We start from the raw sequence: 11,954 nt of genomic DNA, 5'->3' as shown, positions 1-11,954 counted from the left end.
CAAAAGGCGGAAATCTTCCGTTTCCGACTTTCCTGAGAGGAAAGCTGGAGCACAGAGAAGATTTCCGCCTTTGATGGTATTCAGGGATAACCGGGAATAAAAGCCCGTGCAAATTTCAAAAGGTTACTTTCGATTGAGCATTTCATGAATTGCTCAACATCAGACATGGATGTGAATAGTATTTGGATTCATAATGTTCGAACCCATCATGGCTGGTAAGAGCATTAAAATATCTGAGTCTGAACCAGTGAGTTTGCCATCAGCTTTTCAAAGCGAAAGAAAAAGCGAATTCACCATTTTCATGCCATAGTGGATCTGTGAATCCGTGATAGAATGTTTCAATGTTTACAGATCCTGTTTGGACCCAGTCTGAGGACTGAAGGCAGGACTCTATGAAAGGGGATTAGCCAATGTTTCTTAAAAAGATTGAGCTTTCCGGTTTTAAATCCTTTGCGGATAAGACGGTGATTTCTTTTGAAAATGGAGTCACGGGAATTGTTGGACCCAATGGATGCGGAAAAAGCAATCTGACCGATGCGATTCGCTGGGTGCTGGGAGAACAATCCGGAAAATCACTGAGAACCGGTTCGAGTATGTCGGATATTGTATTTTCAGGTTCAGAAAGCCGAAAACCCGTTGGAATTGCGAGGGTGACCCTCGTCTTTGATAATGAACAAAAAATATTTGACTCGCCCTTTGAGGAAATCGAAATTACCCGGGAAATCAAACGCTCGAGTGGAGAGAGCAGCTTCTACTTGAATAAAACGCCCTGCAGATTAAAGGACATAGCAGATCTGGTCATGGATACAGGCCTTGGTCGGGATTCACTTTCCATTATTTCTCAGGGAAATATATCTTCTTTTGCGGATGCAAGACCAGAAGAAAGAAGACTCTTATTTGAAGAAGCAGCTGGAGTGGCGAAGTATAAAAAGCGCAAGAAGACCTCTTTGGCCAAGTTAGAAAACGTTCATGCCAATCTTGAACGCGTGCAGGATCATATTGACCATCTGAATGAACAGCTTGAAACACTCCGGGAACAGGCTCAAAAAGCCAGGCAGTATAAAACCTGGAAAGAAGAGCTTTCGGGTATTGAAATTGCTTTGCTTGCCAGACAGATATCGGCCTGTGAAGAATCCCTGAAAAAATGCACTGCCAGACTTGAACAGAATCAGCTGGATGAATCGAGTGCCAAAGTCAGACTCAATCAGCAGGAAGACCAGCTTGAACAATTAAGAAAACAGATTTTTGAACTCGATCAACAGCTGTCGATGGATCAGAACACCTATACAAAAACGCTAGAGGAATCCTACGCCTTACAAAGACGAAAAGTGGAGCAGGATGAAAAGCGTAAATATGCCATCGACCATGCCGATGATGCCACACGGATTGCTTCCTTAAAGGAAATGTTAACGGAAGCAGAATTTGAAATGAAGGATCGAAGCAGCCGGCTATCCGAAATGAGAGATCGACTCACACAGACGGATGCCCAAATCAGGCAGCTGGAACATGCGATGCATCAGGCTCAAATGGATTTATCCTCCAATCAGAACCATTTAAACTCGCTTCAATCTCGAAAGATGGTTTTAGAAAATCGACTGGCCGCTCCGTATGCTCACCAGCAGGGAGTACAGGCTGTATTAAAGGCCAGAGCTTCTTTGCAGGGAATCGAAGGAGCCATTGGGGATCTGCTTCGCAGTGATGTTGAATATGCGGCAATGCTTTCAGCGGCCTTAGGAGGAGCATCTGAACAGATTGCAACCAGAGATGACCGCTGTGCAAGATTGGCCATCGAATTCTTAAAGCGTTCAAGAGCAGGCAGAGCTACCTTTCTGCCATTAAGCGTATGCAAAAACAGGTCTCTGTTTCCTGATCAGCAGATCATAGCAGATCATGCCGAGGGGATTTTAGGAAGAGCGGTTGATTTTGTTTCCTGTGATCAGAAGTATGGTATTTTAGCTTCTCATCTTTTAGGGAATATTCTGGTGGCAGATCATCTTAAAAACGCGACTGAAGCGGCAAAAACGCTGAAATATAAAGTAAAAATTGTCACTTTGGATGGAGACGTGGTCCATGCGGGTGGTTCCATGTCCGGTGGAAGCCGAAAATCATCCAACAATGCGGCTATGCTGAAAAGAGATCTTGAAGAAGTCAAAACATCCATTGAAAAAGGAACAAAGAAGATTCAGGAAATTACGTCCAGCATCAGTGATCTTTCGAGTAAAAATAACCGGCTGTCAGAAAATCGGATCCAGTTAAGAATCGATTATGAAAAGCTGGAAAATATCTATCGGCTCAAAAAGGAAAAGGTTGACGATCTGCAGGCGCAGCTTTCTTCCTTGAATGCGTATGCCAATACAGGTTCTTCTGTGATTGAAGAAGATTCTTTAGTCGCTCAGATTTCTGAGATCCATGCCCGTCTCGATGATTTGAACTCCATGATCCAGGTTTCAAGAACATCAAGAAGCGAACTTGCTTCTCAGGCGGATTCGCTTGAAGGAGAAATCAGACAGCTTCGGCGGACTCTGTCTTCTCTATCTTCTGAAATTCATTCAGATGAACTGGAAAAGGCAAGAACGGAAACTCGCATGGAACAGGCTTTAATGCGTCTGAATACGGATTATTCCTTAACATTTGAAGCCGCTTCTGAATACACCTGTGAGTTAGCAGAAAAGGAAGCCAATTCAAGAGTCAAAAAGCTGAGAAGTCAGATTGCTTCTCTAGGCGATGTCAATCTTTCCGCGCCCGCTCAATATGATGAAGTCAGCGCGCAGTCCGAGTTCTTTGAATCTCAGAAAGAAGAACTCGAAGCGGCTTCTTCAAAACTGCTTGATGCGATAGACGAGATGGATCAGAGCATGATCGTTCAGTTTACAGAGATGTTCAATAAGATCAATGCTCAGCTTGATGGCATCTTCAAGGCGATGTTTGGCGGAGGAAGAGCTTCTTTATCGATGACCGATCCGGAGAATATTCTTGAAACCGGAATTGATATTGATGTGCAGCCGCCAGGAAAAACAGTCAAGAATATTCAGACCTTCTCGGGTGGAGAAAAAGCTTTAATTGCGATATCCGTATTGTTTGCTATATTAAAAGCCAGAACGATGCCTTTATGTATCTTTGATGAAGCGGAAGCCGCTCTTGATCAGGCGAATGTTGAACGCTTTGCAAGATACATCAGCCGCTTTAAGGATCAGTCTCAATTTATCGTCGTAACTCACCGTCCTGGAACAATGGCTCAGTGCGATACGCTTTATGGAGTAACCATGCAAAAAGATGGTGTTTCCAGAGTTCTGAAGGTACTGCTCAAAGATGCGGCGAAAATGAGTCAGTCCAATAGTCAGTCTTCCTGATCATTGTTCTGAAGATCAAAGATTTCTTCGATTACAGACAGAGACATTTCGAATAGAGATCATATTGATAAAAATGTTATGAATAAAGAAATTGAAGATTGAAGAATATGACTGCCAGGAAACCATAGGCAAAGAGGTAAAACATGGCCTTTTTTGAAAAGATTAAACAAACATTTAAGAAAAACAAAGATAAAGATACTTATCTTTCGGGCCTTTCAAAAAGCCGAAAGACTTTTGGCGAAAAGATTCGGACCCTCTCCAACAACTTCCGTGGAATCAATGAAGAACTTTTAGAAGAAATCATGGTGATTCTGCTTGAAAGCGATATGGGTTATGCAACAGCTCAGAAAGTGGTTGATGAATTTGAAGCCCGATCCAAGGAATTAAAGGATTTTGATTCAATGGAGGATTATCTGATTAATATCCTTTATGACTTCTATAATCCTTCAAAAGACGAACCCATTCATTTCAATGAAGAGGGGCCAACAGTCATTTTGATGGTTGGAGTCAACGGAAGCGGAAAAACAACCACTTCCGCAAAACTCATTTCCTATTTCAGAGAACAGGGAAAAAATCCGGCAGTCGCTGCAGCAGATACATTTCGCGCCGGTGCGGTCAGCCAGATTGAAGAGTGGGCCAAGCGATTGGATGCACCATGCATTGCCGGCAAGGAAAAACAGGATCCAGCCAGTGTTGTGGTCGATGCCTGCCGTTATGTCAAGGAAAATGGAAATGAGATTCTAATCTGTGATACAGCAGGCCGCCTGCAGAACAAAACCAATCTGATGCGCGAGCTTGAAAAGATCGGCCGGGTGGCAGGCCGTGAAATTGATGGCGCTCCGCATGAAACCTGGCTGGTTCTTGATGGAACGACTGGTCAGAATGGAATTTCGCAGGCCAAAGAATTCATGGAAGTCACTCCAGTTTCAGGAATCATTCTCACGAAGATGGATGGAACAGCCCGCGGCGGAGTCGTGATGGCTATTCGTGAACAGCTCGATTTGCCAGTCCGCTTTATTGGTCTGGGTGAAAAACCGGAAGATCTTAAAGAATTTGATATTAATTCCTATCTGATGGGAATTATCAAGGGCTTTGATGAATAAAACCCTTCCTTCAGGCCGGGCTGCCATGGATGAACGTCTGAGAGCCAATGATCTCTTTGACGTTTATGGATCCTTGCTCACAAAAAGACAGCAGGAGATTCTTACCCTGTATGTTCTTGACGATCTCTCGCTTTCTGAAATTCAGGAAGAGCTGCAAATTAGCCGGGCTGCGATTTCTGAGGCGATTCGAAAAGGCATTGCTTCCATGGAACAGATGGAAAGAAGCATTGGATTTATCGCTAAACGGGATGCCATCATGAATCTTTTTGAGATGGATGAATCCTCGTTAAAAAAAATTCGTACCATCTACTTTGAAGAAAACACTCAGGATGAATTAATCAGGTTCTCTGAAAACTAAAGTTCTGTACAAAAAACAGGTACTTTAACAAGGACTTAGAAGAAGTCAGACATAAGAGAAAAACAAACCATATGATTTGAAGTGTGTTGATGGATGAATCTATAAGCTTTCATGTTTCAGCTTCATAATCGATCATCCAATGACAATAAACAAAGTATTGAAATGTTCAGAATCCAAGGTCTGCCAGACCACTTGAGATTCTGGACATTTTTTCATTCAGAAGGATGAGCGGATTCCACAGAAAGTGAGTCATATTTGAGTGGTTTATCGTTGGACGTTTACAATAGGGAGTAGATGACGCAGGAAACGATTGATATCTGGATGATATCGTTTTTTGCGGAAAGGAAGAATGAGAAATTATGGATCTTTTAAAGAAGACAATTGAAGAAGAAGGAGTTGTTCTTTCACCATCTGTTTTAAAAGTTGACGGTTTTCTAAACCATAAAATCGATCCAATCCTGCTTGATGAGATTGGAAAAGAATTTGCAGGAGCATTCAGGAATCTTGGAATTACCAAGGTTCTGACTATAGAAAGTGGAGGGATTGTACCTGCCTTTACCACCGCGCTCTATTTAAACGTGCCGGTTGTTTTTGCAAAGAAGGCTGAACCAAGTACGATGCGAAACCCAAAAACGTGTCGTGTTCATTCCTTTACAAAAAATACCGACTATACCATCTGCATCGAGCAAAATACAATTCATGAAGGAGATCGCGTTTTATTTATCGATGATTTTCTGGCCAATGGACAGGCTTATCTGGGTATCAAGAAACTGGTTGAAGACTGTCATGCCAGACTGGTTGCTTCTGGATTCTGTATTGAAAAAGCATGGCAGCCCGGACATTCCATTTTAAAACAGGATGGATTTCCTTTTAAGGTGCTTGCCTCCATCAGGCACATGTCTCCCGAAGAAGGCATATCCTGGAATTATGACACTGCTGAAACTGAATAAAGATTAGAAATACCATTTATAATAGACGTAAGAATCTTAATAAATAGGATGTCTCAATAACATAAACAATCAGGCGCCAGTGAAGACGCCGATTGGATGAAAAGAGAGGACAATTATGAGTTATGTAAAAAGCGCTGTGATGGTACCTCATCCGCCACTGATTCTTCCTCGAATCGGAAAGGGTGAAGAAAAGCACATTCAGGAAATTATTGATGCCTATAAACAGGCAGCCAAAACAATCGTTGACGAAAAACCAGATACCGTGATCATCATCTCACCTCATGCTCCAAGTTATTACGATTACATGCAGTTATCTTCAGGGAAATCTGGAAAAGGCAGCATGGCTCAGTTCGGGAATTATGAAGAGCAGTTTGAAATTCAATATGATACTCAAATGGTTGACGAAATCAGCAGGCTGGCTGATGAAGCGGGAATTCCTGCGGGAACTCTGGGCCAGCAGGATGGAACACTGGATCATGGAACAATGGTTCCGCTCTATTTTCTAAAAGATCTTCCCGAAAATACGAAGTTTATTCGAATTGGTGTTGCCGGTATCGATAACCGAATGCATTACATGCTTGGACAGCTGATCGCCAGAGCGGCAAAGGATCTGGGGCGAAAAGTTGCAATTGTCGCCAGTGGAGATCTTTCCCATTGTCAGAAAGCAGGAACGCATTATGGCTATAAAGAATGCGGACCTGCCTACGACAAAAAAATCATGGATATCATGTCCAGAGCCGCTTTTGACGAGCTTTTGCAGATCAGTGAACAGGAAGCTCAGGATGCAATGGTTTGTGGACAGAAACCTTTCTGTGTTATGGCTGGAGCTCTGGATGGCTTAAAGCCGGAAACAAAATCTCTGGCTCACTCTGCATTTTTTGGCGTTGGTTATGGAGTGATTACCTACAACGATTTAAATCCGGATGCTTCCCGAGATTTTGGAAGACAGGCTCAGGAACAATTAAATGAGGAAACCAGAAAACGGATGGAAAAAGAAGATCCATGGGTTGCGTTAGCCAGAAAGGCCATCAATGCGGCGATTCTTGAACAGGAAATTCTTGAAGTGCCTGCAGATCTTCCTGAAGAACTCTTAAATACACAGGCTGGAGCGTTTGTCAGCATTCATGAAGATGGAGCTCTGCGCGGATGCATTGGAACGACTGAACCAACCAGAGACTCACTTGCAAAGGAAATTATCTTCAATGCAATTGCGGCTTCAACCAGGGATCCGCGTTTTCCGGCCATCGCTCCTTATGAGCTGAATAATCTTGAAATCAATGTGGATGTCTTAAATAAAGCCGAGCCAATCCACTCAATAGATGACTTAGATGTGAAAAAATATGGAGTAATCGTGACAAAAGATGATCATAGAGGTTTATTGCTTCCTGATCTTGAAGGAGTCGACACGGTTGAAAAGCAGCTTTCGATTGCCAAACAGAAAGCTGGGCTGTCTCCAGATGAACCAGACTGCGTGATTGAGCGCTTTGAGGTGGTGCGTCATCGATGAGCGAAAAATGTGATATCTGTTTCAGAGGCTGTACGTTAGAAGAAGGACGAAACGGTTACTGCAAAGTGCGGACCATTAAGGATGGCAAAAATGTATCCAGATCCTATGGACTGATCTCTTCTGCGGCTCTTGATCCAATCGAAAAAAAGCCGCTCGCACTGTTTGAACCTGGAAGCTATATCCTTTCAGTCGGATCCTATGGCTGCAATTTATCCTGTCCCTTCTGTCAGAACCATGAGATTTCTCAAAACGACCTGTACTCTTCCTGTGAAAGAGTCAGCGCTCAGGAACTGGTCCGCCAGGCCTTGCGTTTAAAAGCCTACGACAACATCGGAATTGCTTTTACGTATAATGAGCCGCTGATTAACTACGAATTCATACGCGATACCTTTGAATTATGCAAAGAGCATGATCTGAAAACGGTACTGATTACCAGCGGAGCCGTCAATGATTGTGTTCTCGATGAAGTGCTGCCATTAACGGATGCCTGGAATATCGATCTGAAATCCTTTACCGAAAAAGGATATAAGGATCTAAAAGGTGATCTTGAATCGGTGAAAAACTGCATCGTTCGAGCTTCCAGGGTTTCTCATGTTGAAATCACCACTCTGGTGGTTCCAGGAAGAAATGATTCAGCAAAAGAGATGGAAGAAGAAGCTAAATGGATTGCTTCAATCAATCCGGATATACCTCTTCACATCACTCGTTACTTTCCAAGATGGAAGGAAAAAGAAGAACCGACGGATATTGATAAATTGAAGGAACTTGAAGAGATCGCAAAAAAGTACCTCAACCATGTCTTCCTTGGCAATATCTGACAGATTATCTTTGCCTGTTACAAAATGTGAATTTATGAATTAAATGTTTTGCGAAAGAAGGAATTCAAATGGATAAGAATCTATTTACCCGCAGATCAATTCGAAAATATACAGACCAGCCGGTACCAAAAGCAATGATTGAAGACATTCTGAAGGCAGCTATGGCCGCTCCAACTGCAGTTAATGATAAGCAGTGGCTGTTTTATGTGGTTGAAAACTCTGAACTGAAAAAACAGCTTGCAGACTCTTCACCTTATTCAAAATTTGCAGCCGAAGCACCAGTCATCATTGTTCTTGGATACAATGAAACCGAAGGAAATGCTCCCGAATTCTGCCAGATCAATATGGCCTTAGTCAGTGAAAATCTGATGGTTGAAGCTGAAAACCTGGGGCTTGGAACAGTTATGCTTGGTGTAGCGCCTCATGAAGACCGGATGGAATGCATCGAAAAGATTCTGAATATGAAAAATGGTGAACGGGCTTTTGCGATGTTTCCAATTGGCTATCCAGATCAAAGACCAGCGGACAAACACAAAGCAGATATGAGCCGTGTGTTCTGGATGTAGATTTGATTCAGGTAAAGCGAATTAATTCTCTTTTGCCAGTAAACCGAAAGACAGCTTTAATGCATCCTGAGCTTTCCTAATGAACAGACCTGAACGGATCATTTCATAGATGATTGGTACAGGTCTGATTTTTGTTCACAAAATGTAATAACAATTAGACAAAATATACTTTCAGTGTTCTGAAAGCGCTTGAAATAGGCTAGAATAGAAACTGTTAATATTTGAGAGGTAAATATTTAATGACAAATAAAGTTTGTATCGTTACAGGAGGAACCCGTGGAATCGGTCTTTCTACTGTCAAAGCCTTTCTTGAGGAAGGTTATCAGGTTGTTCTTTATGGAAGCCGTGAAGAAACCGTAACAAAAGCATTGAACGAATTGAATTCAGAAAAGGTCGAAGGAAAATGGACTTCATTGGTTGATGAAGAAGCCATTAAAAAAGACTTTGCAGAAATTAAGGAAAAATACGGCTCGCTCGATGTCTTAATCAACAATGCCGGTCTTTCTGAATCCACGCCATTTGATAAGTATACAAAAGATCTCTTTGAGAAAGTTATGTCCCTGAATGTGACCGCTCCATATGTCTGCTCTCAGGCTGCAGCTATGATCATGAAAGAACAGGGTCAAGGAGTTATTTTGAATACTTCAAGCATGGTCAGCCGCAATGGCCAGCCTTCAGGTCTTGCTTATCCAGTGTCCAAATTTGCAATTAATGGTATGACCATCTCACTTTCAAGAGAGCTCGGTAAATACAATATCCGCGTAAATGCAGTTGCCCCCGGTATTACGATGACTGATATGGTCAAGGCTTTGCCAGAACAGATGATTGGCCCAATGATTCAGGCCATTCCTATGAAGAGGATCGGAGAACCTGAAGATATTGCCAAAGCCTTTGTCTTCCTGGCTTCAGACAATGCTTCTTATATTACTGGTGCCATTCTTCCCGTTGATGGGGCTATGGCAGTTTAGTTTCTAAAACAGTCCACCACAGCAGATCTTAACTGGCGGTATGATCCACCTCATTTCGCTCAGGGAGAAAGACCTGAAAAGAGCATTCGGAAAATCCGGATGCTTTTTATTTCGATTTTTTTAAATTTGAGACCTAGAGCTAAAAACGATAAAGAATACTATGCAGCAGAGTTCGCTTACATTTTGTATGAAAGAATTAACAGGCAGACGAATACAGAAAATAATTCATTAAAGATACGATAAAGCTGGTTGGAAGAAAGTGACTGTGGTAGAGATAATATGGATTAGTTAAAGCTAACTATAGAAATAAACGATTGAAAACATGGATGCTTTCGATCCATTTATATAACAATCAGACAATAATATTAGAACTTTGGAGGTATTTTTATGTTTAACGCGCAGGTCTGGCAGGGAATTCTGATTCCATTTGCCGGGACGGTGCTGGGTTCAGCCTTTGTCTTCTTTATGAAAGGCAAAATGAAGCCCTCGCTTCGCCGTTCAATGAGCGCATTTGCAGCCGGGGTCATGGTGGCGGCAAGTATTTGGTCCCTGCTTATTCCCGCTATGGAAGAAAGTGAACATCTTGGCTCACTTGCTTTTTTACCAGCGGCTGTAGGCTTTTGGATTGGGATTTTACTTCTTCTTTTAATGGATATGACCATTCCTCATATTCATCCGGAAAATAATGTCCGCGAAGGAAGAAAGACAAAGAAAAAGTTCAGCGATACGTTGATGCTCATGTTTGCGGTCACATTACATAACTTTCCTGAAGGAATGTCTGTAGGGGTGGTTTATGCTGGAATGATGATGAATGAACCCAGCCTGAGTGCGGCTGGGGCGCTGGGTTTAGCCATCGGAATTTCCTTGCAGAATGTTCCAGAAGGGGCAATCATTTCCATGCCGTTAAGGTCGCACGGCTATTCGAAAACAAAAGCATTTATCTATGGATCACTTTCTGGAATTGTTGAACCGATCGGAGCGATTCTGACGATTCTGATGGGAAAGTACATTGTTCCAATTCTGCCTTATATGTTAGGCTTTGCGGCTGGAGCAATGATGTATGTTGTTGTCGAAGAACTGCTGCCAGATGCGGCAAGCGGTGAGCATTCCAATACAGGAACATTGATTTTTGCACTTGGATTTACACTGATGATGGCTTTAGATGTCGTTTTTGGATAACAAATCTTAAGGAATTCGATATGGAGATTTATCCAATCTCAGACCTTATGACTGCCAGAAAAGTTTAGAAAGACGGATTTTTAAGGATCTCATCCTTTTGGATCCGTCTTTTTTGCGTATTTTAAATATTTTTTCCTATTTCTTTTTGAAGAAAACAGGAAGCTTCTAAAGATTTTCTGATGTTTATAAACGAGGGAAAAAGGTTTCCTTATGCTTTTTGAAGGTTTGTTTTTCTTTAAGAATTTGCCTGTAAACTGAAATCAATCAGAAAAAAACGAAGGAGAAAACATGAACCAGAATCTAGAAAATGCGATCGTTCTTCAGGATGGTCTGTTTTATGACCCAGATCTTGAAGAAATTGTCTTTAATGAAAAGAAACTGCCCCTGACCTTTTCACAGCAGAAAGTTGTACGAACCCTCCTGGATCAAAAAGGAGCGGTTGTTAACCGAAAAGCTCTGATGCAGGAATTATGGCAGACAGATACCTATATTTCTGAAGGCAGTTTGACTACCTGTGTTTCCAGACTCAGAAGCAGACTGAAAAATTTAGGAATGCCAGATCCTATTCGGACAAAAAAGGGAATTGGCTATTATATTCCATAGGTAAGTTAAATGAAGCATCAGGTATAGTCCGGCAGCCGGAATCTGATTTACTAAATACAAGAACAATATGAAACATCGAATAAATATACAGACGGGTGGATAATTACCATCCGTCTGTATTGGCATTTGTCACTGAATCGTTGATAATTAAATTAAAGCATCGAACCATTTATCTTGTATCTTGCGAAAACTGGATGAATAATGGTCAAAATACAATGAATAAAATCATTTGAAAATGGAGGAAAGAAAATTGCAGTTCAAAATCTAACATTATATTGCGAATCTGCCATTTTCCTGAGATAGTAACATGCGATTATTTATCCTATTCTCTACAAGAAGACCCCCGCTTCTAAGCAAGCGAAAGCGGGGGATGAATTGCCTGATTGATCTATAAAATAAGATGTAAGTTTAGTATTATGCTTTAGTAGATATCTAACCAGGGTAAAGAACAATGAACAAAGCTTACAAATTCAGAATCTATCCAGATAAAGAACAAGAAATTCTCTTTGCGAAAACCTTCGGCTGTGTGCGGTTGGTTTACAACTATTACCT

The 11,954-nt window shown here is 41.8% G+C and carries 11 protein-coding genes; all 11 read left to right on the top strand.

The window, feature by feature from the left end; translation table 11 throughout:
- Positions 1–410 precede the first annotated feature (410 nt).
- Positions 411–3,350 carry an AAA family ATPase gene (locus BO222_RS00510; RefSeq protein WP_075817419.1) on the top strand — a complete coding sequence of 980 codons (2,940 nt, stop codon included), beginning with the start codon at positions 411–413 and terminating at the stop codon, positions 3,348–3,350.
- A 143-nt stretch (positions 3,351–3,493) separates the two neighbouring features.
- Positions 3,494–4,453, top strand: a complete 960-nt coding sequence (gene ftsY, locus BO222_RS00505; RefSeq protein WP_075817417.1) for a signal recognition particle-docking protein FtsY — start codon at positions 3,494–3,496, stop codon at positions 4,451–4,453.
- Complete coding sequence (locus tag BO222_RS00500) at positions 4,446–4,811, top strand: sigma factor-like helix-turn-helix DNA-binding protein (protein ID WP_075817416.1); 366 nt, start codon at positions 4,446–4,448, stop codon at positions 4,809–4,811. Before ftsY ends, BO222_RS00500 begins: the two co-directional genes overlap by 8 nt.
- Before the next feature lie 359 nt (positions 4,812–5,170).
- Complete coding sequence (gene xpt, locus BO222_RS00495) at positions 5,171–5,761, top strand: xanthine phosphoribosyltransferase (protein ID WP_075817415.1); 591 nt, start codon at positions 5,171–5,173, stop codon at positions 5,759–5,761.
- Between the two features lie 115 nt (positions 5,762–5,876).
- Positions 5,877–7,268 carry an AmmeMemoRadiSam system protein A gene (gene amrA / locus BO222_RS00490; protein ID WP_075817414.1) on the top strand — a complete coding sequence of 464 codons (1,392 nt, stop codon included), beginning with the start codon at positions 5,877–5,879 and terminating at the stop codon, positions 7,266–7,268.
- Entirely contained in the window at positions 7,265–8,086 is an 822-nt protein-coding gene (amrS, locus tag BO222_RS00485; protein ID WP_075817412.1) for an AmmeMemoRadiSam system radical SAM enzyme, read from the top strand. The genes amrA and amrS overlap by 4 nt, the downstream gene beginning before the upstream one ends.
- Before the next feature lie 68 nt (positions 8,087–8,154).
- Entirely contained in the window at positions 8,155–8,652 is a 498-nt protein-coding gene (locus BO222_RS00480) for a nitroreductase family protein (RefSeq protein WP_075817410.1), read from the top strand.
- 239 nt (positions 8,653–8,891) lie between these two features.
- Positions 8,892–9,620 (top strand): SDR family NAD(P)-dependent oxidoreductase, encoded by a 729-nt coding sequence (locus BO222_RS00475; RefSeq protein WP_075817408.1) that lies wholly within the window; start codon positions 8,892–8,894, stop codon positions 9,618–9,620.
- A gap of 387 nt (positions 9,621–10,007) precedes the next feature.
- Positions 10,008–10,799: a ZIP family metal transporter gene (locus BO222_RS00470; protein WP_075817406.1), complete on the top strand. Its 792-nt coding sequence runs from the start codon at positions 10,008–10,010 to the stop codon at positions 10,797–10,799.
- Positions 10,800–11,087: 288 nt separating this feature from the next.
- Entirely contained in the window at positions 11,088–11,402 is a 315-nt protein-coding gene (locus BO222_RS00465; RefSeq protein ID WP_075817404.1) for a winged helix-turn-helix domain-containing protein, read from the top strand.
- Between the two features lie 451 nt (positions 11,403–11,853).
- Positions 11,854–11,954, top strand: a 101-nt coding sequence (locus BO222_RS00460; RefSeq protein WP_143356869.1) for a helix-turn-helix domain-containing protein, incomplete at its 3' end; no start/stop codon positions are given.

The sequence above is a fragment of the Ileibacterium valens genome, from assembly GCF_001945525.1.
In the GTDB taxonomy this organism is placed as follows: domain Bacteria; phylum Bacillota_I; class Bacilli_A; order Erysipelotrichales; family Erysipelotrichaceae; genus Ileibacterium; species Ileibacterium valens.
The sequence above is the reverse complement of the archived record's forward strand: the minus strand, read 5'-3'. Positions and strand labels throughout refer to the sequence as shown.

Coding starts and splice junctions, on each gene's coding strand:
- xpt (WP_075817415.1), top strand. CDS start 5,171: ATGGATCTTTTAAAGAAGACAATTGAAGAAGAAGGAGTTGTTCTTTCA.
- BO222_RS00475 (WP_075817408.1), top strand. CDS start 8,892: ATGACAAATAAAGTTTGTATCGTTACAGGAGGAACCCGTGGAATCGGT.
- ftsY (WP_075817417.1), top strand. CDS start 3,494: ATGGCCTTTTTTGAAAAGATTAAACAAACATTTAAGAAAAACAAAGAT.
- BO222_RS00465 (WP_075817404.1), top strand. CDS start 11,088: ATGAACCAGAATCTAGAAAATGCGATCGTTCTTCAGGATGGTCTGTTT.
- BO222_RS00510 (WP_075817419.1), top strand. CDS start 411: ATGTTTCTTAAAAAGATTGAGCTTTCCGGTTTTAAATCCTTTGCGGAT.
- amrS (WP_075817412.1), top strand. CDS start 7,265: ATGAGCGAAAAATGTGATATCTGTTTCAGAGGCTGTACGTTAGAAGAA.
- amrA (WP_075817414.1), top strand. CDS start 5,877: ATGAGTTATGTAAAAAGCGCTGTGATGGTACCTCATCCGCCACTGATT.
- BO222_RS00500 (WP_075817416.1), top strand. CDS start 4,446: ATGAATAAAACCCTTCCTTCAGGCCGGGCTGCCATGGATGAACGTCTG.
- BO222_RS00470 (WP_075817406.1), top strand. CDS start 10,008: ATGTTTAACGCGCAGGTCTGGCAGGGAATTCTGATTCCATTTGCCGGG.
- BO222_RS00480 (WP_075817410.1), top strand. CDS start 8,155: ATGGATAAGAATCTATTTACCCGCAGATCAATTCGAAAATATACAGAC.